Here is a 25,717-nt window from a genome sequence, read left to right on the forward strand (position 1 = left end):
ATCAAGCGGTGCACGGCGTGGGTCGCGCACCCGCGGGGGAAGCCTGCACACCGTCGAGGCATGTCCGGGCGGGAGCGGAAGAAGCCTGCCCGGCCCGTCAGACAATCCCGCCGTTGGCGCGCAGCACCTGGCCGTTGACCCAGCGGGCGGGGCCGGCGAGGAACGAGACGACCTCCGCGATGTCCTGCGGCATGCCCAGCCGTTCGAGCGGCGGCTGGGCTGCCATCCTCGCGATGGTCTCCTCGTCCTTGCCGTCCAGGAACAGCGCGGTGGCGGTCGGGCCGGGGGCCACGGCGTTGACCGTGATGTCCCGGCCGCGCAGCTCCCGGGCGAGGATCAGCGTCATCGCCTCCACCGCCCCCTTGGTCGCCGCGTACGCGCTGTATCCGGGGAGGGAGAGCGACAGCACCGAGCTGGAGAAGTTGATGATCGCCCCGCCGTCGCGGAGGCGGCGCGCCGCCTGCTGGTCGACGACGAACGTGCCGCGGATGTTGGTGCGGTGCATCCGGTCCAGTACGTCGAGGTCGGTGTCGACCAGTGGGGCGAGCGTCATGACACCCGCGGCATGGACGACTACATCGATCCCTCCGAAGACCGCCTCGGCCTCATCGAAGAGGGCGGCGACGGCATTCTCGTCGGCGACGTCCGCCTGATGCGCGAAGGCCTCGCCGCCTGCGGCAACGACAGCCGCAACGGCCGCTTCGGCCTCGGTCTTGTTCCCCGCGTAGTTGATGACGACGGCGAATCCGTCGGCCGCGAGCCGCTCGGCGCTTTCACGGCCGATGCCCCGCGAGCCCCCGGTGACAAGAGCGACCCTGCGCGTCGCGGTGGTGTGCTGCTGCTCGCTCATGACCTGCTCCTGCGGTACAGGGGGCCCGGCCGTCTCCGTGACCCCGCTGGAACAACGCTAACATCACAACCGTAGCGACGCTACGTCGCCGCCCGCCGATACTCGGATGCGCCGGAACCTGCCGAAGTGATACTCCGGTCTGTCATGGGCAACCTCATGACGACACGCCTCCTGTTGCACCCGATGGGCGCGGCCGATGCCGCGTCCGTAGAGGTGGGTGAACCCCCGGCAGGCTCGCTCTGGGCGCCGGGATACCCGGATGACGGCGACCGCGCGGCAGCCCGCCGTTTCCTGGCGACCTGCGCGGACACCGGCAGCCCCCAGCCGTTCGGCGCCTACGAGATACGCCGCCGTTCGGACGGATACGCGATAGGCGGTGCGGGCTTTCACGGAAGGCCGGATTCCGACGGCCGGGTGACGATCGGCTACGGCCTGATCCGCTCGGTACGCGGTCAGGGGTACGCCTCGGAGGCGCTACGGGCCCTTCTGGTCTTCGCGCGTTCCCAGGGCGTGGCTTCCGTGATGGGCGACGCCGATCTCGACAACATCGGATCGCAGCGCGTCATGGCAGCGGCCGGCATGCGGCCGGCCGGCGTGGACGACCGGCTCACGCACTTCCGCATCGACTGGACACGAACCGATCGGCCGGACGCCTGACGTGGGGCTCGACCAGGAGCCCACACATGACGGAACCCGCCGGGAATCCCCGGCGGGTTCACTCGTCGTAAGGCCCCTGCAGGGCTCGACGGTCAGCTCACGGCGTCGGCCGGGCGAGGTGCAGTACGGTCACCTGCCGGCACCGTACGGGCGGCCGGTACCAGAAGCCGCTCGGTCAGATAGCCGAAGACGAGACCGAAGGCGGTCCAGAGCGTCGCCTGGACGGCGAGCGTGGACAGCCGGAACTCCCACAGCAGGCTGGCCGGGAAGTCCGTACCCACCTCGTTGAACGAGGGCAGGAAGGCGTAGGCGAGCCCGATCAGCAGGACATAGCCGGCGCCCGCGGCAGTCGTCGCGTTCCAGTTGCCCAGTCGGGGTGCGAGACGTTTGCCGATGATCACGGCTCCAACGGCCAACAGCACGCTGAGCGCGACCATCAGGAAGAACATGCCGGTCCGCTGCCCGATGGTGTCGGGGTTGCCGACAGCCGGCGGGTTGGCCGGGTACTTCAGGAACGGCACGACGTACACCGTCAACAGGGCCGCGCCCGCGACGAGGGCAGCCGTGGCCCTGGGGCCGAAGCTGCCGATGCGTCCCAGGGCATAACAGAAGACGAGTGCGGCGATGCCGCCGATGGCCACGCCGAACACGAGGACACCGGTGGCGAGCCCGCCGGTGGCCTGCATGGTGCGGCTGACGAGTTCCTCGCCGCCGCCGTGGTCGTGGGTGTGTGACTCTTCCAGCGCGATGGCGGCGTCCACACGGGACTCACCCAGGAAGTAGGCCACGGCAAGGGCGAGCGCGCCGGCCACGAGGCCGGCCAGCATGCCGCGGACGAGCAGAGCTCTGACCGATACGGAGTTCATGGAACGTTCCCCTGATTCCCTGAGTTTCAGTGGCAGGGGAATCCGAGGAGGTGGCGTCCGTCGTGGACCCACTCGTGCACGGACTCGCCCGAGAAGACCGCGGTGGCGCCCTGCTCGGCGCCGACGAAGTACAGCAGGACGAGCATCAGGATGCCGAAGAAGACGGCCCAAGGGGCGATGGCCTTCAGCGAGATGGGGGTGATCACGGGTGCGATCGCAGCTGGGGCAGCAGAATGTGCCATGGCAGAACCTCCTGTGGGAACACGCGTCCCTGTCGTGGTGCCTGAGACGAAGGTGCCGGGTCTGACTTTCCCGCAGATTCAGCGGGTACACAGTGGCGCGACCGTGCCGGATTCTCACCGGACTTCCGTTCACACCTCGTCTTGGTTGCCGCGACCATACCGCCTGTTGCTCGGGCGCCGCCACGGTGCAACCGGCCCGGTCGCAGCTTGCGGAGCCGACCGTGTTCCCATGGGGCGCCTACGCATTGGGCAGCTGTTCAGGGAGTGGAGGCCGAGCATGACGGTACAGGTGATGTTGATCTCACCGGCCTTGAATGCCGCGTCGAGAGAGGCGCGCTTCGAGGGTGACGCACCGTTGGACGAGGCAGGTCTGCGCATGGCCGGGGACGCCGCCGGCGCTGTGCCGGGAGCCGACCGGTACGTGCGCGGGCCTTCGGAGCGCTGCCGGCAGACCTCCCAGGCGCTCGGGCTCTCCGCCCGGACCGAACCCGCGCTCCGCGACTGGCACATGGGGCGCTGGAGCGGCCAACCGCTGTCGGACGTGAGCGCCTCGGAGCCCGAGGCGGTGTCCGCCTGGCTGACCGACCCCTCGGCCGCCCCGCACGGGGGCGAGTCGCTGCTGGATCTGACCGCCCGGGTGGGCAGTTGGCTGGAGACTCTGGCCGGGGACCGCGACGGGCGGGTCATGGCCGTGGTCGAGCCTGCGGTCGTTCGCGCGGCGGTGGTCCAGGCACTGGTCCTGCCGGTTCAGGCCTTCTGGCGCCTGGACGTCGCCCCGCTCGCTCTCACCGAGCTCACCGGGCGGTCGGGCCGGTGGAACCTGCGGTGCGGTCGCCCTCCGGAGAAGCGTGGGGCAGGGCGATCGCGGTGACCGCGAAACCGTCCTGGACCAGCCACCTGCCCTCGAACGACCCCGGTATCCCCGGCGCCGTGCGCAAGAGCTGAGCCGTGAAGGTGCCTTGGCGTGAAGTCCTCCCACTCCGAAGGAATGTGATCTCCGCCTCGTCGAAGTCGAGCTCGAGCCCGGTGAGCGGGAACCACGTCTTGAAAACACTCTCCTTGGCGCTGAAGAGCAGCCGGTCCCAATGGGGCGCCGCACGGTCCGCATCCGAGGCGATCCGCCGCCTTTCCGAGGGAAGCGAAATAACCTCCCACACATCGGACGGCAGCGGTTCGTCCGGCTCCGCGTCGATCCCGAGCGCTCTGACTTCGGACGCCCGGGCCAGTACGGCGGCGCGGTAACCGTCGCAGTGCGTCATGCTGCCCACGGTCCCCTCGGGCCACAGGGGATTGCCGCGGTGGCCGCGCAACACCGGCACGGGAGGCAGTCCGAGGGCCGCCATGGCTCGTCTCGCGCAGGCGCGCACGGCCGCGAACTCGTGCCGGCGCCGGTCCACGCTGCGGGCGACCAGTTCCTCTTCCTCGGGGTAGAGCGTTCCCGCCGGAGCATCCGCCTCAAAGGTGTCCGCGCACGCGACGTACTCGGGGACCAGTTGCTCGATCACGACTCCTCGCCCGGCCCGTCCTGGGGCTGTTCGCCCTCGTAGGGAAGGATCTGACGCAGCAGCCCCCGGGGGTGGCCACGTTTGCGCCATTCCCTGGGATAGCCGATCGAGACCTCCTCGAAGCGCACTCCGTCGTACCAGGTCGTACGGGGGATGTGGAGATGCCCGTAGACAACGGCGGCGACGTTGAAGCGGCGGTGCCAGTCGGCGGTCAGTTCCGTGCCGCACCACTGGGCGAACTCCGGGTACCACATGACCGATGTGGGTTCGCGCACCAGCGGCCAGTGCCCGGCGATCACCAGAGGGATGTCCGGGTCGTGCGCGGCCAGCCGCTCCTCGGTCTGCGCCACCCGCGCCCGGCACCAGTCGTCCCGGGCGGGATAGGGGTCGGGGTGGAGCAGGTACTCGTCGGTGCAGAAGACCCCGGCCTCGTGCGCCCGGGCCAGGGATTCTTCCTTGGTCGTCGTTCCGGGGGCGCGGAAGGTGTAGTCGTACAGCAGGAACACGGGGGCGACGGCCACCGGCCCGTCCGCTCCCTGCCACCAGGGGTACGGGTCCTCCGGTGTCGTCACGCCGAGCTCCCGGCACACCTGTACGAGGTGCTCGTACCGTTCCTGTCCGCGCAGTCGTACGGGATCCTTGTCCACGGTCCACAGTTCGTGGTTGCCGGGGGTCCACACCACGTGGGCGAAACGTCCCGCCAGCATTTCCAGCGCCTGTGCGACGTCCTCGGCGTGCTCCGCCACGTCGCCCGCGACAATGAGCCAGTCATCGTCGGACGACGGGTGCAGGCTGTCGGCGATCGGACGGTTGTCGGCGATCCCCAGATGGAGATCGCTGACGGCGAGAAGCCGGCCCCGGCCCCGCGGCGATTGATGGACGGGGTCGCTCAGTTGGCTCATTGTTCGAATTTACCGTCCCACTCGCTCCGCCGGGCCCGTTATCCGTAGCGTGTCTCAGCTGCGGCTGCTCCCGCAGCCGCCGTACAACCCACTGCTGGGTCGCTGCCCTTTTCATCGCCCCCGGCAGGCGGGACCGATCGCGGCGTATCGGGCTTCATCCCGGTGGTGAATCGATCCGTGAGGTGCTCCGCACTGCGGCCGGAGCGGACGGTCCTGTCGCTCCATGTACTGACGGACGATCGAGAGCGGGCTCCGCCGACTGAGCCGGTGAAGTAGCAGCCGGTCCACAGGGGCCGGGCACGCCATTGGTGGCGAAAAGGTTCGGGGTATGCCTGGCGGAGTCGGGGAGCTGACGCCCTGGAGGAGTTCAACAGCGTGGGCAGTGCGACCTCGGGCGGACATTCGCCGGTGGGTGGACGCGGTTGTTCTCGCCGTTGAACTCGACCGGTTCGCATGCGAAGTCGTCGCGCACCGCGTGCATGATCTCCTTCGTCCACCGCGCATGAACCCGGACCGCACCCGGAACTGTCACGCTCGGTGATTCCGGCGGGGGCCGACGGCCTGAGCACGGCCTCCGGCCGATCGGCCGGAGGTCACCACCGATGTACGGCGCATCGGCAAGACCGACCTCGGCAAGCCGCTCCGTAAGCCGCGGACTCCGATCACTGCGGAGGCTCCTCAGCACTGCTTTCCGGCCGAAGCCTGGGGTTTTTCGCGAAAACCACATCGCCGTTATTGCAGGTCAGGCGGTAGTTCGCGGTTGTACCACCGAAATCTGTCCACATGTCGGACACCCGGTGCGAGGCGCGCACACCACTTCCGAGCTGGCCGAACGGCCATTCGGTAGGCCCGTTCGGCGGAGGTCGGGCCGGAAAGTACTGATCGACGTGCACTCACTCCTTGCAGGCATCAGACTCCCCACCGCAATCACCACCCCCGACGAAGGAGTTTCACGCATGCGTTACAACCTCGGCAGAATCGGCGTAATCACCGCGGTGTCCACACTCATCGTGTCCGGCACGGCAGCCATGGGCGTCGCGCAGGGCCGACCCGCTCAGCCGACCGGCCTCTACGCCCCGTCGGCCCTCGTCCTGTCGGTCGGCAAGGGCAGCGCCTCCTCGGTCACCGTCCAGCGAGCTGTCACCCTGAGCTGTGCGCCCCGCCCGAACGGCACTCACCCTTCGCCCGCTGCGGCCTGTTCGGAGCTGCGCGCGGTCGACGGCGAGTTCGCTCGGCTGACCACGCAGCAGTCGCCGGGAAACTGCACACGCCAGTGGGACCCCGTCGTCCTCGAAGCGACCGGCGTGTGGCAGGGCCGTAGCGTCGCCTGGTCGGCCACCTTCGGCAATGCGTGTCAGATGCAGGCAAGCCTGGGCGAAGGACCGGTCTTCGCGTTCTGATCGAGCCGTCCGGCGCACGCGGTCGAAGCGGCCTCGGTCTGCAAGGAAGCTGACCGGCTCGCGTTCGGACCCGCACCATGGCGGTCTCACCGCTCGCGGTCTTCGAAGTCGGCGCGGAACCAGCACCGGTTCGGCAGCGTGCTGACTCCGTACCGGTCGGCCCGAGGCCCGTACCCGCTCGGAGCTCCGGCGGACGATCGCCGGCTGCCCGCCGAGGGTCCACACACGGCGGCGGTGCTTGTCGGGTCGTCGCCGCGGTCACCGATCACAATGTCGAGGAGCCGGCGCGGTCGGCCACCGCGACATCGGATCGGGCCAGGAGCAGCGGACAGACGGCGCCTCGGCGAGCGGGCCAGGCGGCGCCAAGTCAACGCGCCGTGCATGCACGCCGATGTGGAGTCGGCCTCCCTGGTTCTGCGAGGTGCGCCGGAAGGGAGACGGGGCGCCGACCCGCACGGGTCCCGGCCCGCCCGTCTCCCGTTCCGGGCCGCCTCGGCCGGCGCCCGGGACCCGTGACACCGCCGCAGGAACCGCCGTAGAACAGGGACATCACGGGTCCGGGGCGCTGCTGATCAACTGACCTACAACTCGAAGCAATCAGGCAACTCGTCCACCTCGCCGACGCGCCTTCTCGAGCTGGAGCGCCGCCGTGCCGGGCCGAGTGGCGCCGGATCGAGGCGCAGGACGGACGAGTGTCCTCTCTGGGCCGCATCCGTGGCCCAGGCGGACGTTGCAGGGCCACCCGTCGACCCCGTAGACAGCTGGGAGTGGGCGGCCGCCCGATCGTCCCGACCACCGGAACGAAGCGGGAAGCTTCATGACGGAGATCGGGCGCCACTCGGGGACACACGGGTTTCTGGCTCCAGCTGCGGAACGCTGAGCTGCTCGCGCAGATAGTTCCAGACCACCGCGATCAGTGCGGCGGCGGGTACGGCGAGCAGGCTGCCCACGATGCCGGCCAGACTGCCGCCCAAGGTCACAGCCAGCAGGACCACCGCAGCATGGAGACCGAGTCCGCGACTCTGGATCATGGGCTGGAACACATTGCCCTCGAGCTGCTGCACCACGACGATGATCGCCAACACGATCAGCGCGTCGGTCAATCCGTTCGACACCAAGGCGATGAGAACCGCAACGAAACCGGCGAACAGAGCTCCCACAATCGGCACGAACGCGGACACGAAGGTCAGCACCGCCAGGGGGAGCACCAGCGGCACTCCCACAATCCACAGACCGAGGCCGATGAGGACGGCGTCGAGCAAGCCGACATACGCCTGGGAACGCACGAACTCACCCAGCGTCCGCCAACCACGCGCCGCCACAGTCGGAACATCGGTGGAAAGCCGACCGGGCAGCTGACGGGCGAGCCACGGCAGGAACCGGGGGCCGTCCTTGAGCATGAAGAACATCAGGAAGACCGCCAGGACTGCAGTGACCACGCCGTTGACCACAGTGCTCACCCCGGTGACGACAGTGGTGACCATGCTGCCGACGCTGTCCTGGATGCGGGCAGCCGCAGAATCGAACGCACCGGCGATCTGATCGTCACCGATGTTGAGCGGCGGCCCGGAGGCCCACGTGCGTAGCTTCTGGATACCTTCGACCACACCGTCGGCGAGCTCACCGGACTGGGAGGCCACCGGCACCGCAATCAGCGCTGCGATCCCGGCGGCAACCAGGAGGAACAGCACCGTCACCACAGAAGCCGCGAGGGCCGGGGGCCACCCGCGTCGGCGCAGGTAGCGCGCTATGGGCCATGTCAGAGTGGTGAGCAACAAGCCGACTATGAGCGGCCAGATGACCGACCACATACGACCCAGCACCCACACCGCCGCCGCGGCCATGACAAGAACCAGAAGCAACTCGCCTGAGACACGTGCCGAAACGCGGAGGGCGGCACGGGTCTTGGTGGAGCTCAACGTGACAGACATGTGAGTCACCCTATTGGCCAGTTCCTCTCCGGATCGATCGCTCCCGTCAGAGGCCCGACCAACAAGGGGCGTTGGCGGACCCGCCGCCTGAGGTACCAGGCAACGCAGCCCTGGCCGAACGCCTGACCGGCTATGCAGAGAAGCGCGGGACGCACCGCCGGCCACGTCGACGCGGACGACGCGGACGACGCACTGGACGATGTCGTCGACGGCACCTGGGTGCTGGACGTCATGGTCCGATCCAGGGCCGCTCCACGCGCACGTCGTACGACACGTTCACGCCTATCGGGCCCTTGATCGTCACCACCGACGAGATATCGGACCCCCACTCCCACCGACGTTGGTGAAGGGCGAGAACGGCTACCAGAACGCCCTGTGAGCCTGCGGACTTCCGATTCCACACACCATCAGCCCATAGTGCCGGTACTTTGTGCCGGTGCGTGCACCGGGAAGCTGGCTGACACGGACCGGAAACGGTCTGCTCTGCGCCTCGCTTCTGCTCAGCGCCGTGGCACACGTGGCTTCCGGTGGCCGGCTTCCGGGCGCAGGGGCCGTGTTGCTCGTGTTCGCCATCCTGGCAGTCCTCGGGACTGCTCTCTTCGGAGCCCGGCAACGCAGGTTCGACGTCACCGTACTGGTACTCGGCTCACTCCAGTTCGCACTGCACTTGGTCTTCCACCTCCTGACAGCCAGGACCTGCCACCCCGCGCACGAGCCCTCCTCCTGAGGTCACCGCGCACACCCGCTGGGCCGACCATCCTCTCCTCTCCAAGCTCAGCAAGCTCGGTGTCCAGGGGCACATGGGTGTCCTCTTCGGCATCGTCAACCAGATCGTGCTCGCCGCCATCGCGATCGGGCTGATGCTGGTGATCTTCTGGGGCTACCGCATGTGGTGGCAGCGGCGCCCCACCCGCTCGGACCGCGCGGCATCATTCGGGAAAGCGCCCGCTCGCGGTGTCTGGCGCCAACTGCCTCTGCCCGTACTGATCGTCGGCGTTCCAGTCGTGGCCGCCCTTGGATGGGCCCTGCCCGTCCTCGGTGTGACACTGCTCGGCTTCGTCCTGGCCGATGTGGCAGTGGGTCTGATCATGAGACGTCGAATCACCTGACGGACGGAGAACGACGGTGAGCGAGGGGCACGGGCAAGCCCGTGCCCCTCCCGGCTCCGAGTGGCGCCGCAGCCGGAGATCCGACGGACACCGGACGCCTCTGCGGCGCCGCAGAGCCGACCTGGACTTCTCGGAGACAGGCCCGGACCGCCGATGGGGCCTCTACCTGCCAACCTGCGCCAGCCCGCGCGTTGTCGGAGTGGACCCAGGGGCCTGCCCGGCAAAACATCTGGGGGCATCCGCTTCGAGACGCCATGGTGGTGGGGCGAGGGTAGTCCTGATGTATCAGCATCCCGATGGGACCGGTCAGACCCGCACCCGACTGACGCGGATGCCGTACCGGCCCGGCCTGCTGGAGGGCCACGTCGCCGAGACCGGTTCCTGATCCTGACGCCACCGCGAAGTGAAAACACAGTAGCGGGCTCGGGCCGTTCCAGGCGATCATGCGACGCATGACTGATCAACCCGCGCGATGGAGCCAGGCAACCGTCTTCCCCGACATGTGGGCCGATCCGGACGATGACCCCCGCGACCGGGAAGGCGCCAGTCCGGACGGCGAGCTCGCGACGCTGCAGGACTTCCTGACGGACTACCGCATGACGTTGCGGATGAAGTGCAAGGGCCTGGATGCGGAGCAGCTGGCCCGGCGGTCGGTTCCGCCGTCGACGATGTCGCTGCTCGGCCTGGTTCGGCACCTCGTCGAGGTGGAACGGGACTGGCGCAACTGGATCACCGATGGTGACCCGGTGCCGAAGCTTTACGGCGAGAAGGACGCGGACTTCAACGGAGCTGTCGCGGAGCAGGCCGTGGTCGACGCCGCGTACGCCGATCTGGAGCGCGAGCAGGCCGCGACCGACGCCGCACTGGCCGAACACCCGGACCTGGGCGAGCGGGTGGGGAAGGACGGGATCGCGGTTCGGGAGCTGCTGGTGCACAGGATCGAGGAGTACGCCCGTCACTGCGGGCATGCCGACCTGTTGCGCGAGTGCGTCGACGGAAGGGTGGGCCAGTGACGTGGGCCGGGATCTGCACCCGCCCCCACCGGCACACCACCTCGAAGTGAAAGCCTCAGATGTGACGGGTCCCTGCGCGTCTCGTTGACTCGGGCATGGGGCGGGGTGATCTGACGAATGAGGAATGGGCACGGCTGGAACGGCATCGGCCCTGGGCCGGGCGGGCGTGGGGAGCCCGATTCGTGGTGCAGCCCGCCTCCGGTTCACTGCCCCCGGAGCACGACGTTCTCTTCGCGCACGAACTCCGTGCGCCTACGTCCTGCCCCTACGCGCCCCCATTGAGCTTGGCGTCCAAAGTGATCGCCGCGTCGATCAGGGCCAAGTGCGTGAAGGCCTGCGGGAAGTTGCCCAGCTGTCGTCCCGTCAGGCCGATCTCCTCGGAGAACAGGCCCAGGTGGTTGGAATAGGTGAGCATCTTCTCCAGCACCAGCCTGGCCAGGTCGGTGCGTCCGGCCCGCGCCAAGGCATCGACGTACATGAACGTGCACAGGGAGAAGGTTCCCTCGGAGCCCCGCAACCCGTCGGGGGATGCCTCGGGGTTGTAGCGGTAGACCAGGCTGTCGCTGACCAGCTCACGCTCCATCGCGTCCAGCGTGGACTTCCACATCGGATCATCCGGCGTGATGAAGCCGACCGTCGGCATGCGCAGCAGCGACGAGTCGAGCACATCGTCGCCGTAATGCTGCACGAAGGCCTGCTTCTTCGGGTCCCATCCGCGGTTGAGTACCTGCGCGTAGATCTCGTCACGCGCGTCCACCCAGCGGCCGCGGGCCGCGGGACGGCCGTCGTCGTAGGCGATCCGAAGGGCGCGGTCGAAGGCCACCCAGGACATCACGCGCCCGTAGGTGAAGTCCTTCTGGCCGCCACGGGTCTCCCACAGGCCTTCGCCGGGCTGGTCCCAGTGGTCGACCAGCCAGTCGAGAAGCGTGTGCAGCGCGGTCCAGCCCCCGTGGTCGAGGTGCATGCCGTGCTGGTGCGCGAAGTAGATGCTGTCGAGTGCCTCACCGTAGATGTCCAGTTGCCGCTGGGTCGCTGCTCCGTTCCCGATGCGGACCGGGGCGGAGCCGCGGTACCCCTCCCAATGGTCGAGGGTCTCCTCGACCATGTCGGAGGAGCCGTCGACCCGGTACATGATGTTCAGTGGCCCGGTGCTGCCATCGCCTTCACCGGCCTTTTCCTTCACGCGCTCGTGCAGCCAGCTGATGAACGCGGCGGCCTCTTCCTTGAATCCCATGCCCAGCAAGGCGTACACCGAGAACGACGCATCACGAATCCAGGTGAACCGGTAGTCCCAGTTGCGTTCCCCGCCCAGTTGCTCGGGCAGAGCCGCTGTGGGGGCGGCGACCAGGGCGCCGGTCGGTGCGTAGGTCATGAGCTTCAGCGCCACGGCCGAACGCTCCACCGCTTCCCGCCAACGGCCCGAGTAGGTGGACTGGCCCAGCCACGAGCGCCAGAACCGGACCGTCTCGTCGAAGAGCTGCTCGAACTCCGCCACTCGGACCTCGTGCGGCGGCCCGCCAGGAGACGATTCCATGACCAGCCCGCGCTGCTGTCCTGCCTGCAGGGTCAGGGTGAAGCGCAGGTCGTTGTCGTTCGGGAGAATAGTCAGCAGCCGCTCGTCCTGGGGCTCACGGACGGCGTGGATCGCAAGGTCCATGTCCTGTGAGGTGAACACGGCCCCGTGCTCCGTGATGTGCACCTCGTGCGGCTTGCGGCCGTAGTCGAAGCGCGGAGCGATCTCCCCTTCGAAGGTCATGCTCCCCCGGACACAGCGCAGCATGCGGACCAGACGGTGCCGGTCGGTCGCGGTCGTGCCGGTGATCGGCATGAAGTCGACCACCTCGCCGGCTCCGGCTTCGGTCATGAAACGCGTGACCAGCACGGCGGTGTCCGGGTGGTAGAGCTGCTTGGTGGTATAGCTGTCAGCGGCGGGCCCGACGGTGAAGTGGCCGCCCTTCCGCCGGTCGAGCAGAGCGCCGAAGACGCTGGGCGAATCGAAGCGCGGACAGCAGAACCAGTCGACCGTCGCATCGGTGGTCACGAGAGCCGCGGTCTGCAGATCACCGATCAGACCGTGGTTCTCGATCAGGGGGTATTCGTCCATCTCGAACCCCTTTCGGCCCCGATTGACAAGCCTAGGCCAACGAGGACGCCCCGTCCTGGCGAGGGAGTGACGCGAAGTGGCGGCGGGAGCCCTGCCGCTGCACCGATCCGAGAACGGCACCCGGCGCAACTTTGTGCACCTCCCCGGGCGAGCGCGTTTCGGCCGATCCGGCGGAGACGTAGGCTCTGCGCAGGGTAGGCATGCAGCCGTACGAGAGCCAGGTCGACGGCGCGAGGAACGGGTCGCCGGTGCCGTCCTCGACGCGGTCGTGGGCCTGGTGACCGAGTCGTGGGCCTGGTGACCGAGCAGGGCATCGGGTGGTCACGAGGGACGCGGTCGCGGCACGGGCCGGGGGGCAAGCCCGCCATCTACCGGCGGTGGCCCACCAAGCAGGATGTGATCATCGTCGCCGCGGGAACCCGCATCGGCGTCCTGTCGGTGCCCGACCTGGGCGACTTCCGCGCCGAGCTCCGCTTCGTACTCACTGCTCGCCCGGAGGCCTACCGGCTGCCGGGTTCGGATCGGCTGAACGCGGGGCCTCATCGGGGCGTCGGCCGATACAGTGCGGTGCGAGGCAAGTACGCGGAGTACGCGGAGTACGCGGAGTACGCGGAGTACGCGGAGTACGCGGAGTACGCGGAGTACGCGGAGTACGCGGAGTACGCGGAGTACGCGGAGCGGATCACGAGCGAGACGAGATGCATCCTCGAACGGGAGATCGCCCGCGGTGACGTGGGTGACCGCCCCCACCGAGCACTCCCCCATCGCGGGCGCCAGACCCTGACCGCCGGCACAGCCCGACCGGAGCACGGGCTTCGAGACGGTGGCCACGGAGCCCACTGACACGGCGGTCATCCTGTACACCTACGGCACCACGGGCCGACCCAAGGGCGCTGAGCTCACCCACTCCCACGTGATGCTCAAGGTGCTCACCTGCCACACGGTGTTCGGCGATGTCGAGCACGACGTGCACCTGATCGCCCTGCCGCCCTTCCTCTCCTTCGGCGGGGTCGTGCAGATGAATGCCGGCCTCGCCTCGCACGCGACGCTGGTCCTGCTACCTCGCTGCGACGCCCGGTCCGCCCTGGTCCTGATGCGGCGTCATGCGGTGACCTTCTGCACGGGTGTTGCACGATGTACTGGGCCCTGCCCACCGGGTTCCCACCGTTCGCCGCCACGTTGATCACCCTCACCGCTCAGAATTGAGCAGGTCGCACCCGGCCACGGCGGCGCGGCCTCCTGCCGCCCTGCACGAGGCCGCCGTCCCTCCCTCGAGTAACTGCTCCGGGGTACTGAACACGCGGGTGCGCCTGGACGACGGCCGCATCAGCGGCGTCAGCGCTGCCTCGCTGCGGCGCCGGACGTTCTCGACAGCGGAACCTCTCAGTCATGTGCCTCGTCGGCTTTTTCGCCCTGGCCATGCACGGGGAAGTGTCCTGCCGTGTCGCCAGGTCCCGTCGGGAACAGGCGGGTGACGCGGGCGCTCCGCAGCATAACGACCTCCACCTCGACGAACCCGGGATTCCGAGCCCGGGCCGAGGCACCGCATCGCGCTGCAACCGGTGACTGGATATCGGCGTCGGCACGGACATCTTGCCCCGCTTCCAGCCGTTTGCGGCTGTCAAGTCCTTGCCATGGCAAGGACTTGCCGCCAGCAGGCCTTCACGTCGGGCGTTGTCGGCCGATAAACCCATGGCATGTTCTCCCCCTCTCACTCTTCCGCCTTCCGGCGCAGGCGCTGGCAGCTGATCTCGGCCGCCGCCGCGGTGCCGCTGCTGGCGTCGGGGCTCGCAGTTCTGCAAGCGCCCGCACAAGCCGCTCCGAGCAAGTCCACCGTTCCCGCCAAGTCCTCGGCGACCCACAAGGTCACCCTGGTCACGGGCGACGTCGTCACGGTCACCACGATGGCCGACGGCAAGCAGACCGCCGACGTCGACCGGCCGGACAGCGCTGTCGGCGGCGTAAAGATCCAGAAGATCAAGGGTGACCTGTTCGTCATCCCGGACGAGGCGGCGCCACTACTGGGCACTGACAAGCTGGACAGGCGGCTGTTCAACGTCACCGACCTGATCGAGATGGGCTACGACGACGCGAAGTCGGCCGCGGTACCGCTGATTGCGACGTACGTCCAGCCGAAGTCCCGCTCGGCCGTCGAGCCGACGGCTCCCCGGGGCAGCAAGCTGACCCGCAAGCTCAACGGCATCCGAGGTGCTGTGCTCAGCACCGAGAAGCGGCAGGCCCGCACCTTCTGGACCACCGTCGCGCCGCTGGGCAGCGCGAAGTTGGGCGCAGGTGTGGCGAAGCTGTGGCTCGACGGTCGTGTGAAGGCCAACCTCAAGGAGAGCGTGCCGCTGATCGGCGCGCCCGAGGCCTGGGCCGCCGGGTACAACGGCAAGGGCGTCAAGGTGGCGGTGCTCGACACCGGCATCGACGCCAACCACCCCGACTTCGCCGGCCTGATCGACGGCACGGCCAGCTTCGTGCCGGGTGAGGCCGTCACCGACGTCAATGGGCACGGCACGCATGTGGCCGGCACGATCGTCGGTTCGGGCGCCGCCTCCGGAGGCGACAACAAGGGCGTCGCCCCCGGCGCCGACCTGTTCGTCGGCAAGGTGCTCGGCGGCGCGGAGGGCTACGGCCAGGACTCCTGGGTCATGGCCGGCATGCAGTGGGCCGCCGAGACCGGTGCGGACGTCGTCAACATGAGCCTCGGCGACTCCTACCCGACAGACGGCAACGACCCCATGTCGCAGACGGTCGACGCACTGTCCGCCCAGTACGGCACCCTGTTCGTCATCGCTGCCGGCAACGCGGGCCCGGAGAGCATCTCCGCCCCCGGCGCGGCCGCCTCGGCGCTGACCGTGGCCGCCACGGACAAGCAGGACCAGCTCGCGAACTTCTCCAGCACCGGCCCGCTGGCCTACTCCGGCGGCATGAAGCCGGACATCGCGGCGCCCGGCGTGGACATCACCGCAGCCCGCTCGCAGGAGATGACCGACGGTGGTGAGGGCCTCTACCGCACCATCAGCGGCACCTCGATGGCCACCCCGCACGTGGTCGGCGCGGCGGCGATCCTGGCCCAGCAGCACCCGGACTGGACCGGCGCGCAGCTCAAGGAACACCTGATGAGCACGGCGAAGGGCCTGGACGACGGGTACTCGCCGTACGAGGTCGGCACCGGCCGCCTCGACGTGGCCGCCGCCGTGCGCACCACGGTTCGCGGCACCGGATCGCTCTTCTTCGGCAACTACACCTGGCCGCACGAGCCGAGCGACGTCGCCGTCACGGAGAGCCTGACGTACACCAACACCGGTTCCGCCGACGTCACGCTGAACCTGGCGCTCACCGACGACGACGGCCCGTTCACGCTGGGAGCCACCACGGTGACCGTTCCGGCGGGCGGAACCGCTGCCGTCCCGGTGACCGGTGACCCGCAAGCCGTCTCGGCGGGCCGGCATGTCGGCTACGTGATAGCCACCGACGCGGCCACCGGGAAGCCGGTGACCCGCACCTCGGTGGCGCTGCTCGAGGAGGAAGAGCGCTACGACCTGAACATCAAGCTGGTCGGCCGGGACGGCAAGCCCGCCGCCGGCTGGGTCGGGATAAACCTGGCCGGCGACTCCTGGCCGTGGAATGTCTACGTCGAGGGCTCGACCACGATGCGCATGGCACCCGGCCTGTACACCGTCGCGGGGTACCTCGACGTGGCCGGCGAGAAGGCGGAACGCTCGGGCGTGGCCGTGCTGGTCGACCCGGAGACCGTGCTCAAGGACGGCTCCGCGAACGTGGTACTGGACGCGAGCAAGGCACGCCTGCTGCAGACCGAGGCGCCGCAGCGCACCGAGGACCGCCAGCGCAAGGTCGACTTCAACGTCCACTACAAGGGCCTCGACCCGTACATGGACTACCGCAGCGCGTACGTGGTACCCCCCACGTACGACGATGTCTACGTCGCCCCGACGGAGCCCATGAAGCAGGGCGAGTTCATGCTGATCACCCGCTGGCGCAAGGGCGAGCCGCAGCTCGGCCTGAGCACGCTGGGCGGTCGGCTCCAATTCGAGGCAAGGGTGCAGGCGGGCAGCGCCCTGGGCACCGCCACGGACACGCTGAACGCCGTCTACGCGGGCAACGGCGCGGCGACCGCGTACGAGAAGATCCACGCCAAGGGCAAGGTCGTCGTCATCACGCGCAGCGACGAGGTCTCGCCGCAGGAGCGCACCGAGGCCGCGGTCGCGGCCGGTGCGAAGGCTCTGATCGTGGTCAACGACGGTGTCGGCGGCCTGATGGAGTACGTCGGCGAGTCGGCCATCCCGGTCGCCACCGTGCACCGCGACGCGGGCAAGGCCCTCATCGCGACGGCCAAGGCCGGCATCTTCAAGCTGACCGTGAAGCAGACCGAGCACACGCCGTTCGTCTACGACCTGACCCGGGACTACCCCGGCCAGGTGCCGGACCGGGCACTCGTCTACAAGCCCACCCAGCATGACCTCGCCCGGATCGACGCCCGCTACTACTCGGCCACGGAAGGCAAGTTGTCGGAGGGTTACCGGTCCGACTTCACCCTCAACCCGTCGTTCAACATGCCCGAGCTCGAGTGGCACCCGGGCACCCGCACCGAATGGGTGACCCCGGGCCAGGTCTGGAGGGAGTTCCACGCGCAAGGTGTCGACGGACCCCTGCCGTGGGTGATGGTGTCGGGCGATAACACCTATGCCAAGGGCAGCGCCAGCCGTCTGGACTGGTTCGCTCCGTTGACCCGCCCCGCTCAGAGCGAGTCCTTCGGTGTGTACAACTCCCGTTGGCAGAACTACATGACGTGGAACGTGCAGGCGTGGGCCTCCGCCAGCGACAACATGCGGCTGGGCGGCTACCTGCCGTGGGGTGAGACACCGTCCCACCTGCAGGTCTTCCAGGGCGACAAGCTGATCCACGACAACCCGGTCAGCGGGGACATGCAGTGGGTGGAGGTGCCGGCGGGCAACCTTCCCTATCGCACCGTCCTCGACGTGGAGCGGCCCGGTGACGTCTTCCGCCTGTCGACGCGCACCCACACGGAGTGGACGTTCATGTCCGACACCGTCGACTCGGACTTCTTCGAGCGGTTCTCGGTGCTGAACCTGGACTACAAGCTGGAGTCGGACCTGCACGGTGACATCAAGGCCAACGCGACGCAGCGGATCGCGCTCAAGCCGGTGTCGATGGACCTCGCCACCGTGCCGGGCAAGGTCACCACGGTGAAGCTGGACGTCTCGTACGACGACGGCGCCACCTGGCAGAAGGTGACCCTGGCCAAGGGCTCCGGCGGCTACTGGACGGGTTCGTTCAAGACGGCCAAGAAGCCCGGCGCCTTCGTGTCGATCCGCGCGAGCGCCGGGACGGACCGCGGCTTCAGCGTCAAGAACGAGATCATCCGGGCGTACGGCCTGCGATGAACCGCACTGTCGGGCCCCGGGGAGGCGACTCCCCGGGGCCCTTCCCCTCACACCCGCTCCCAGCAGGGACTATTCAGGGCCTGCCACCATGGCGCATACTCTCCCCGCTGCGGCAAGCGGAAGAGAGTCGGTCGCCGATGCTGGATGTTCTGGGCCTCGAGCCCGATGACGAGCACGTCTACCGGGCGCTGCTCGGACGGCCGAACTCCACCGCAATCCTGCTGTCGGATCTGCTGGACGTGTCGCAGGCCCACATCGACAAGGCCTTGTGCCATCTGGTCGGGTGGGGGCTGGTGATCAGCTCGGCGGATGGGCTGTTCACCGCCGCGCCGCCGGCCATGGCCCTCGGCGCTCTCATCAGCCAGCGCCAGGACGGGCTGCGCATGGCCGAGCAGGCTCTCGTGACCTTCGCCGAGGAACACCGGGCGGCGATGACCGGGAACAGCATCAGCGATCTGATCGAGGTCGTCACGGGCGTCGACGCCATCCGCCATCGCTTCCTTCAGGTACAGCAGGCAGCCCGCACGCAGGTCCGCACGTTCATCACCGCACCGTTCGTCGCCGTGCCGCCCGATGAGAACTCGGCCGAACCCATGGCCATCGGCCGCGGCGTGCACTTCCGGGCGGTACTGGACAGGGCCGTGCTGGCAGAGCCGGGCATCATCACCGATGCGATCGATTCACTGCGCAACGGCGTGGAACTGCGTGTCGCCGACCAGTTGCCGATGAAACTCGTGCTGGCCGACGCCGACCTCGGCCTCGTCCCACTCGCGGTCACACCGGCCGGAGAACCCGGTGCCGTGCTGCTGCACCGCAGCGGCCTACTGGATGCGCTGGATGCGCTGTTCGAGACCGTATGGCGCACCGCCCACCCGCTCGAACTGTCGGGCACCGGCGGACAATCCGAACCCACCGTGGAGCTCGGTACGGAAGGCCCGACCGACCTCGACCGAAAGATCCTCGCCCTTCTGCTGGCCGGCCTGACCGACCCGACAGCCGCGACACAGCTCGGTCTGTCACCGCGCACACTGCACCGACGCCTGCGCCACCTCATGGACATGGCCGGAGTCCGGACCCGGATGCAGCTCGGCGGCCATGCCATCCGACACGGCTGGGTGGAGCCGAACTGAACGGGCACTTCGGCCCGGTGTGAGCCGGCTGGGGTGGCTGGAGACACAGCCACCCCGCTATCGGCCGGGCCGGGACCGGCCACCCACGCCCTGGCTGTCGGCCATCTGCGCGACAGCACGGCGAGCCGCATCGGGGAACGCCCGTTCCACCGATTCACCCAGGAGATCCACCTCTGCCCGTACTGCCGGATGATGGGTGGCGGGCAGGCTGTCGAGCAACCCGTCGAGCAGGGCACGCAGCCGTCGGCAGACCTGCGTCGACGTTGCCCCGTAATCGCGGATCTCGGAAACGGCGAGCTGAAGGTAGTCCTCCCATGCCCTGCCCCGCAGCACGAGCCGCGGCCTGCCGTCGTCACCGGCCAGCACATACCGGCCGGGCAGTGGCGACTGGCCGATCCTGGTGAGGAACGACTCGATGTGATTGAGGACCTGTACCGCGGTGGTGGGGTCGTTGACGGCGGGCGACAGCGCGCGGATGGCGATATCGACGAGCACCCGCAGGGCGAAGGCCGGATCCTGTTCGATCGTCCGCTCGGCACCGAGCGCGATGAGACCGGTCACCCGCGCGTTGTCGGGGGTGGACGTGCCGCCGTGGATTTCGACGAGGACGGCGCCACGGGGGACGTAGTCACCGATCACATGGGGCACGGTGAACACGCAGTCATGGCACGCGGCGAGAGCCGCGAGGCCTGCCATGTGGAGGGCTTGGAGGGCTCCGCTTCCTGTCGCGCGGACCACGGTCGTCCGTCCACCCGGCTCTGGTTCACCGTGGTGCGGCGCCGAGGCCCTGGCCGTCGAGGTCCCGTGCTCGAAGACGTCCTCCCCCATGCGGCCGACGAGATCGGCGATGGCGACCGGCCTGAGGTTGTGCGTGAAGCGGTTGAGATAGATGAGCAGCAGCAACAGGCTGACGGCCACGGCAGCGCCGGCGAGGGTGACTCCGAGGTCCGGTACCGAATTCGACTCGATACTGCGCAGCAAGGAGAAGGCGAACGCGAATGTGCCGGTGAAGGTGGCCAGCACGGCCTTCTGCAGCCGGTCCCTGTACCAGAGCCGCATATATCTGGGGGACAACGTTCCTGTGGCCTGCTGAATGACGAGAACACCGATGGTCACAACGAATCCCAGAAGGGCGACCATCGACCCGACGATGGAGCTCAGAACTCCGCTCGCCGTCGTCGCCGAATAGCGCCAGCCACCCGGTGGCCAGTCCGAACTGTCAGCGGCGATGGCCAGTTCGGCCAGCACGACTCCCAGCACGAGACCGAACAACGGCGTGATCCACAGGCTCGCTTTCACGTATTGCCGCAACCGGAATGCGGAGGCCCAGGACATCATGGGAGCCTGCCTCACTGCTCGGTGCCGGGCGTCAGCAGCACAACGCTGTCGCTTTCCTTGGGAGTGACCCGCCGCTTCTCGGTTACGGGTTCCAGCCGCAGGTCCTCATGTACCACGAAGAGGGTCTCGCTCCCGGGCGGCAGTGGAGCGTAGGCCGGCTGAACCAGGAACCGCGCGCCCGCCTCGTACCGCGCGGCCAGCGTGTGGCGGACGAGCGATCTACCGAAGAGGATGTCCCCGCCGGTGTAGGGAGCCACGACTCCGTGGCTGTCGTGGGGAGGCCCGACCCGATAGACGGGTCCTTCGACGCTGTCCTGCATCACGACCGAAGCGAGCGCGTTGAAGTCGTCGTCGTCCGTGGCCAGGAAGACTGCCGTCACCCCCTCCAGCCGGGCACCCGGGTTGGTGGCCGTGGCCAGCAGATCACCCTTGGCGAGTTGGATACCGGCGTCCGCGATCCGTTGGCGCTCCTGCGCGAGGCCTGCCCACATCAGCAGGTCGAGGCCGGCCGAGCTCAGACTCCTTCCCAGATCGACCACCCACGGCTCGCCGCCCACGAGCAGGATCCGTGTCCCGGCGGGTTTGACGATGCCCAGCATTCTGGCGACCGGTGCCGCACTCAGGGCGTACAGCAGGACCGTCCCGACGATCACGAGGAAGGTGACGGGAAGAATTCTGGCGGCCCCGTCGACCCCTTTGTCGACGAGGCTCGCGGAGAACGCCGTGGCCGTGGCCGCAGCAACGATGCCGCGGGGGGCCATCCATCCGACGAAGGTCCTCTCGCCCATGGACAGACCGGAGCCCGCGGTCGACACGTAGGCCACGAGAGGCCGCACCACGAGGACCAGGATGGCGATGAGGGCGAGGGCCGGGAGGAGTACGGGCACGAGGGACGCAGGTGTGACGGTGGAGGAGATAGAGACGAACAGCAGACCGATGATCAGCTGGGCCAGAGTCTCGAAGAAGGGACGCCGCGCGGGCATGTCGAAACCGCTGATGTTGGTGACGGCGAGGCCTGTGACGATAGCGGCGATGAGTCCCGTGTCGTCCCTGACGATGTCGGCGCCGGCGGACACGGCGATCACGGTGGCCAACTGGGCCAGCGTCCCGAGCGTCTCGCCGAGCCGTAGCGTGCGAAGCGTGAGCGAGAGCAATCCCGTACCGACCGCTCCGCCGATCAGTCCCACGGCCATGCTGATGGCGAACTGGCCGAGTTGGTAGCCCCGGCCGATGTCGACCCGGTGCGTGGTGGCGATGGCGTGGAAGACCAGTGCGCCCAGGATGCCGCCGATCGGGTCGGTCAGGGTCCCTTCCCAGATGAGGATGCGGCGCACTTTGTCCGTGGGCCGTACGAAGTCGAGGATGGGGCCCACGACCGTGGGACCGGAGACGACCAGGATCACGCCGAGCATCGAGGCGACTTTGAGGGGCATGTCGAACATCGCCGGTGCCACGGCGGAGGTGACCAGGAACGTGACGAGCACACCGAGCAGCAGCAGCCGTCCCACGATCCACCGTGTGCGGCCGGTGAGCTTGCGCAGGTTGAGCCCGAGACCGGCGTCGTAGAGGATCACCGCCACGGACATCGACACGAGGACGTCGAAGTTCCGCCCCATCAGCTGGTCGGGGTGGATGACGTCTGTCAGCGCGCCGGCCGTAAACCCTGCGGGCAGCAGGATGATGAGGGCGGGGACGCGCAGCTTGCTCGCCAGGATCTGTGACCCGGTGGCGAGGATCAGGGTCAGCGCGATTCCGAGGTAGATCTCGTCGTCTGTCACAGCAACTCCTTTCGGCAGGGTCCTGGCGCGGTGGAGGTTCAGCCGTACCGACGGTCAGGCGGCTCCCGCCGTGCCGCCGTCCTCGGGATCGCCGCCTTGTCGCAGGTCGGCCTCGGTAAGTTCTTCGAGATCGCCTCTGGTGTCGAGCCAGTACAGGAACACGACGGCCGGTACCACGATCACCAGGGCGACAAGAGTGACGAACGCCAGCCAGGTCAGCGTGGTCGATGCGCCGGCGCCTTCGGCGACGGTCAGCGACCGCGGGAGGAGATAGGGACGCTGGGCCAGGCCCCAGGCGAGAACCGCGCAAGCAATGGCACCGACGGCCGAGGCGCGGGCCCAGCCGCCCGGTCTCCGCACGAGCAGCCACACCGTGGTGAAGGAAGCCACTGCGCCGGCGATACCGAAGGCCAGCCCCGCCCCGTGGGTGAGCCCGTGCCACACGTGCGGGGCGTCCTCGCTGGCGACGAACAGGGTGATCACCACCAGCACCACGAGCACGCCAAAGCTCAGCAGCCCGCGCCGCCGGAAGTACGCGATCAGATCGGGTGCGTCGAAGCGGCGGGCATCCCCTGTCAGGAAGACGGCGCCCAGGAAGGCGGTCGCGGCGACGGCGAGCAGGCCGAACATGATCGAGGTGGGGTTGGACCAGGCGTCTGCCGACGCCTCCGTACCGGGCTTCACCCGGCCTGAGGCGACACCCCCTACGGCGGCGCCGAGGAAGAACGGCGTCACGAGCGAGGCCACGGCGAACACGGCACCGTAGAGACGCCGGTCTGCGAGCCGGCGGACGACCTTACGGAAGGCGAAGCCGGCGCCGCGCAGGACCAGGCCCACGGCGGCCAGCGCCAGAGGCAGCCACATCGCCGAGAACACAGCCTGGTAGAGGGTGGGGAAGCCGGTCCACATGATGACGAAGACGAAGATCAACCAGACGTTGTTGACCTCCCACACGGGTGCCATCGCGTGATCGATGAGCCATCGCGGCCGCTTGCCGCGTTCAGTGCCTCCCGCGGTCAGGTCCCAGAAGCCGGCACCGTAGTCGGTACCGCCCGCGCAGGTGTACGCAGCGATGGCCAGCAGCAGCACCAATGCCATCAGGTCGGCCGTCACGGTCGGTCATCCCGGGACGGGGAGGCACCGCCGGCGGCGCCGTCACCTGCGGGGACAGCCGCCCGGGGGCCGTAGGGGCTGTCCCTCTCCGGCTCATCCGCCGGACGCCCGGCGGCCTGCTGCGCGTCGGCGAGCCGCCAGCGGGTGCGCAGCATGAGCAGGACGGCGAGGAGCGAGCCGAAGATGAACAGGTAGACGACAATCACCAGGCCGAGCATGATCCACAGGGTGGACGAGCGCGTCGCCGTGACTGCCTCGGCGACGCGCATGTTCTGGTAGACGATCCATGGCTGGCGCCCCACCTCGGTCGCGATCCAGCCGCATTCGACAGCCACGACCGAGGCCGGACCCGCGCAGGCCGCACTGCGGTAGAACCACGTGGAGGCGGGGAGCCGGCGGTGCCGCAGCCAGACCAGGCCGTACCAGAGCGCGAGGAGCACCAGAGCAGAGCCGATGAGGACCATGATGTCGAAAGCCCAGTGTGCGATTGTCGCCTGAACGGCTGTCGGCCGTTGGTCCGGCGGGACCGAAGTCAGGCCGACGACCTTGGTGTTCGGGCTGAAGCCGGCGAGGACGGAGTCGAGCAGCGGAACCTTGATACCGCCCGAGATGGAACCGTCGGAGTGCAGGCGGCCGAACAGGTACTCCGGTACGCGGGTGTCCGTCTTCCAGACGATCTCCATGGCGGCGAACTTCACCGGCTGCTTGTGGAACACCGACCGGGCGATGGAATCGCCGAGGACGAACTGCACCGGGGTCGCCAGCGCGGCGATGGTGAAGGGAACGGCGAAGCCGAGCCGGTGGTAACGGTCACGACGTCCCCGCAGCCGGCCGACCGCGTAGACGCCGGCCACCATGTAGCCCGCGGTCAGCAGCATGCCCACGACGAAGTGCCAGTACTGCGGCCCGAACATCGGCGTGAAGATCGTCTTCCAGACGTTCACGTCCATCGGATTGCCGGCGGAGTCGAGGGAGAAGCCCTGCGGTGTGTTCATCCAGGAGTTGGCGGCCAGGATGCCGAACGCCCCGAGCAGTGCGGCGGCCGGGAGCGGCAACCCGAGCAGGAAGTGCGTCCGGGGCTTCAACCGCCGCCATCCGTAGAGATAGATGGCGATGAGGACCGCTTCGAGGAAGAACGCCCAGGCCTCGACCCCGAAGCCGATTCCGAAGACATCGCCCCACCTGCCCATCAGCCCCGGCCAGAGCAGACCGAACTCGAAGGAGAGCACGGTGCCGGTGACCACACCGACGGCGAACTGAACCGCCATGACCGCCGACCAGCGCCGCGCCAGCAGGAGGGCTGTCGCGTCCTTGTGACGCAGCCCGCGGTAGTGCATGACCAGGGTGATCAGAGGCAGGGCTACACCCAACGGGACCAGAATGATGTGGGAGGCCAGAGTGAAGGCCATGAGTTCTCGGGCCGGCAGGAGTTGATCCGGAGCACTCGCCAGCAGATGGACCGAGGTGTGCATAACCGCCTTCGCTGTTCGGGGCCCGCGGAAGAGGTCAGCCGCCGGTCGCGAACCCGGGGAAGAGCGTCATCCCGCCGTCGACGTAGAGAGTCGTCCCCACCACGTAGTCCATGAGGTCGGATGCGAGCAGGACGACGGCGTGCGCGATGTCGTCGGGGTCACCGATCCGGTCGTAGGGGATCAGGCGCAGGAGGTCGTCCCGAGCCTCCGGAGTCTCCCAGGCGCTGCGGTTGATGGGGGTCTTGATCGCCCCGGGGGCGACGGCGTTCACCCGGATCTTCTCCGGTGCGAGCTCTTGTGCCAGGGTCTGCATCATCATCTGAACGCCTCCCTTGGAGGAGGCGTAGTTCACGTGCCCTGCCCAGGGGATGAGCTGGTGCACCGAGCTCATACAGATGATCTTCCCGGCCGCCCGGGACACCTCCGGGACCACTCCGCGCCGACGGAACTCCTTGGTCGCTTCCCGCGCGCACAGGAACTGGCCCGTGAGGTTGACGTCGAGCACCTTCTGCCACTGGGCGAGAGTCATTTCGGTGAACGCGGCATCACGCTGCATACCGGCATTGGCGACCAGGATGTCGAGGGTCCCGAAATCCTGGACCGTTCGGTCCACCATCGCGATGACCTGGCTCTCCTGCGAGACGTCCGCCTCGTGGGCGACCGCACGCACCCCGAACGAGGTGATCTCCTCCACCACCTGCTCGGCGGCGTCACGGCCGCTCACGTAGTTGACCACCACGTCGGCACCGGCCCGGCCCAGTCCGATGGCAGTGGCCTTGCCGATGCCCGAATTGGCGCCGGTCACCAGCGCTGTCTGGCCATTCAGCAAGTGGGCCGGCAGAGCACCCCGCAATGCCTCGACGTGGGAATCCATG

The 25,717-nt window shown here is 68.5% G+C and carries 21 protein-coding genes and 1 pseudogene; 10 read left to right on the top strand and 12 right to left on the bottom strand.

Annotated elements, in window-relative coordinates:
* Positions 1–97: 97 nt before the first annotated feature.
* Positions 98–850, bottom strand: coding sequence for an SDR family oxidoreductase (locus ACFWBQ_RS26865; protein ID WP_385499470.1), 753 nt, complete (start codon positions 848–850; stop codon positions 98–100).
* 156 nt (positions 851–1,006) lie between these two features.
* On the opposite strand from ACFWBQ_RS26865, the gene ACFWBQ_RS26870 reads away from it, so the two are divergent.
* Positions 1,007–1,507, top strand: coding sequence for a GNAT family N-acetyltransferase (locus ACFWBQ_RS26870; RefSeq protein WP_385499480.1), 501 nt, complete (start codon positions 1,007–1,009; stop codon positions 1,505–1,507).
* A gap of 92 nt (positions 1,508–1,599) precedes the next feature.
* On the opposite strand, the gene ACFWBQ_RS26875 is transcribed toward ACFWBQ_RS26870, so the two are convergent.
* On the bottom strand, positions 1,600–2,373 hold the full coding sequence (locus ACFWBQ_RS26875) for a CbtA family protein (RefSeq protein WP_385499492.1): 774 nt from the start codon (positions 2,371–2,373) through the stop codon (positions 1,600–1,602).
* Between the two features lie 26 nt (positions 2,374–2,399).
* A complete protein-coding gene (locus ACFWBQ_RS26880) occupies positions 2,400–2,615 on the bottom strand; it encodes a CbtB domain-containing protein (RefSeq protein WP_385499500.1) in 216 nt (71 codons plus the stop codon).
* Positions 2,616–2,892: 277 nt separating this feature from the next.
* On the opposite strand from ACFWBQ_RS26880, the gene ACFWBQ_RS26885 reads away from it, so the two are divergent.
* Positions 2,893–3,486, top strand: a complete 594-nt coding sequence (locus ACFWBQ_RS26885; RefSeq protein WP_385499505.1) for a histidine phosphatase family protein — start codon at positions 2,893–2,895, stop codon at positions 3,484–3,486.
* Here ACFWBQ_RS26885 and ACFWBQ_RS26890 read toward each other — a convergent pair.
* Positions 3,410–4,120 carry a 4'-phosphopantetheinyl transferase gene (locus tag ACFWBQ_RS26890; RefSeq protein ID WP_385499510.1) on the bottom strand — a complete coding sequence of 237 codons (711 nt, stop codon included), beginning with the start codon at positions 4,118–4,120 and terminating at the stop codon, positions 3,410–3,412. The two genes, ACFWBQ_RS26885 and ACFWBQ_RS26890, sit on opposite strands and share 77 nt — an antisense overlap.
* Positions 4,117–5,022, bottom strand: coding sequence for a metallophosphoesterase family protein (locus ACFWBQ_RS26895; RefSeq protein WP_385499519.1), 906 nt, complete (start codon positions 5,020–5,022; stop codon positions 4,117–4,119). The genes ACFWBQ_RS26890 and ACFWBQ_RS26895 overlap by 4 nt, the downstream gene beginning before the upstream one ends.
* 956 nt (positions 5,023–5,978) lie before the next feature.
* Between ACFWBQ_RS26895 and ACFWBQ_RS26900 the strand changes: the two genes are divergently transcribed.
* Positions 5,979–6,422, top strand: coding sequence for a subtilase-type protease inhibitor (locus ACFWBQ_RS26900; RefSeq protein ID WP_385499525.1), 444 nt, complete (start codon positions 5,979–5,981; stop codon positions 6,420–6,422).
* A gap of 815 nt (positions 6,423–7,237) precedes the next feature.
* Here ACFWBQ_RS26900 and ACFWBQ_RS26905 read toward each other — a convergent pair.
* Positions 7,238–8,353, bottom strand: coding sequence for an AI-2E family transporter (locus ACFWBQ_RS26905; protein WP_385499530.1), 1,116 nt, complete (start codon positions 8,351–8,353; stop codon positions 7,238–7,240).
* 436 nt (positions 8,354–8,789) lie between these two features.
* On the opposite strand from ACFWBQ_RS26905, the gene ACFWBQ_RS26910 reads away from it, so the two are divergent.
* From ACFWBQ_RS26910 to ACFWBQ_RS26920, 3 genes and pseudogenes are all read left to right on the top strand, one after another.
* Positions 8,790–9,080, top strand: coding sequence for a hypothetical protein (locus ACFWBQ_RS26910; protein ID WP_385499533.1), 291 nt, complete (start codon positions 8,790–8,792; stop codon positions 9,078–9,080).
* Positions 9,079–9,462: pseudogene (locus ACFWBQ_RS26915) on the top strand (PepSY domain-containing protein); the annotation flags it as partial. The gene ACFWBQ_RS26910 and the pseudogene ACFWBQ_RS26915, both read left to right, overlap by 2 nt.
* Before the next feature lie 443 nt (positions 9,463–9,905).
* Positions 9,906–10,475: a DinB family protein gene (locus ACFWBQ_RS26920; RefSeq protein ID WP_385499536.1), complete on the top strand. Its 570-nt coding sequence runs from the start codon at positions 9,906–9,908 to the stop codon at positions 10,473–10,475.
* A 265-nt stretch (positions 10,476–10,740) separates the two neighbouring features.
* Here the strand turns inward: ACFWBQ_RS26920 and ACFWBQ_RS26925 are convergent, their stop codons facing one another.
* Complete coding sequence (locus ACFWBQ_RS26925) at positions 10,741–12,579, bottom strand: glycoside hydrolase family 15 protein (RefSeq protein ID WP_385499544.1); 1,839 nt, start codon at positions 12,577–12,579, stop codon at positions 10,741–10,743.
* A 288-nt stretch (positions 12,580–12,867) separates the two neighbouring features.
* On the opposite strand from ACFWBQ_RS26925, the gene ACFWBQ_RS26930 reads away from it, so the two are divergent.
* From ACFWBQ_RS26930 to ACFWBQ_RS26945, 4 genes are all read left to right on the top strand, one after another.
* Positions 12,868–13,422, top strand: coding sequence for a hypothetical protein (locus ACFWBQ_RS26930; RefSeq protein WP_385499549.1), 555 nt, complete (start codon positions 12,868–12,870; stop codon positions 13,420–13,422).
* The gene (locus ACFWBQ_RS26935) at positions 13,403–13,762 is read left to right on the top strand and encodes an AMP-binding protein (protein WP_385499551.1); all 360 of its coding nucleotides are present in this window, start codon (positions 13,403–13,405) and stop codon (positions 13,760–13,762) included. Before ACFWBQ_RS26930 ends, ACFWBQ_RS26935 begins: the two co-directional genes overlap by 20 nt.
* Positions 13,763–14,276: 514 nt before the next feature.
* On the top strand, positions 14,277–18,011 hold the full coding sequence (locus ACFWBQ_RS26940) for a S8 family serine peptidase (RefSeq protein WP_385499558.1): 3,735 nt from the start codon (positions 14,277–14,279) through the stop codon (positions 18,009–18,011).
* 137 nt (positions 18,012–18,148) lie between these two features.
* Complete coding sequence (locus ACFWBQ_RS26945) at positions 18,149–19,141, top strand: transcriptional regulator TrmB (RefSeq protein ID WP_385499563.1); 993 nt, start codon at positions 18,149–18,151, stop codon at positions 19,139–19,141.
* 57 nt (positions 19,142–19,198) lie between these two features.
* Here the strand turns inward: ACFWBQ_RS26945 and ACFWBQ_RS26950 are convergent, their stop codons facing one another.
* Genes ACFWBQ_RS26950 through ACFWBQ_RS26970 form a run of 5 tightly spaced genes read right to left on the bottom strand, consistent with a single transcriptional unit; the run spans position 19,199 to position 25,716 of the window.
* Positions 19,199–20,476, bottom strand: a complete 1,278-nt coding sequence (locus tag ACFWBQ_RS26950; RefSeq protein ID WP_385499565.1) for a DUF2254 domain-containing protein — start codon at positions 20,474–20,476, stop codon at positions 19,199–19,201.
* 14 nt (positions 20,477–20,490) lie between these two features.
* Positions 20,491–22,257, bottom strand: a complete 1,767-nt coding sequence (locus tag ACFWBQ_RS26955; protein WP_385499570.1) for a cation:proton antiporter — start codon at positions 22,255–22,257, stop codon at positions 20,491–20,493.
* Between the two features lie 54 nt (positions 22,258–22,311).
* On the bottom strand, positions 22,312–23,370 hold the full coding sequence (locus ACFWBQ_RS26960) for a cytochrome d ubiquinol oxidase subunit II (protein ID WP_385499575.1): 1,059 nt from the start codon (positions 23,368–23,370) through the stop codon (positions 22,312–22,314).
* Positions 23,367–24,842, bottom strand: a complete 1,476-nt coding sequence (locus ACFWBQ_RS26965) for a cytochrome ubiquinol oxidase subunit I (RefSeq protein WP_385499579.1) — start codon at positions 24,840–24,842, stop codon at positions 23,367–23,369. The genes ACFWBQ_RS26960 and ACFWBQ_RS26965 overlap by 4 nt, the downstream gene beginning before the upstream one ends.
* Positions 24,843–24,876: 34 nt before the next feature.
* Positions 24,877–25,716, bottom strand: a complete 840-nt coding sequence (locus tag ACFWBQ_RS26970) for an SDR family oxidoreductase (RefSeq protein WP_385499584.1) — start codon at positions 25,714–25,716, stop codon at positions 24,877–24,879.
* Position 25,717: the final 1 nt, after the last annotated feature.

Source organism: Streptomyces sp. NPDC060035 (assembly GCF_042736635.1).
GTDB lineage: Bacteria > Actinomycetota > Actinomycetes > Streptomycetales > Streptomycetaceae > Streptomyces.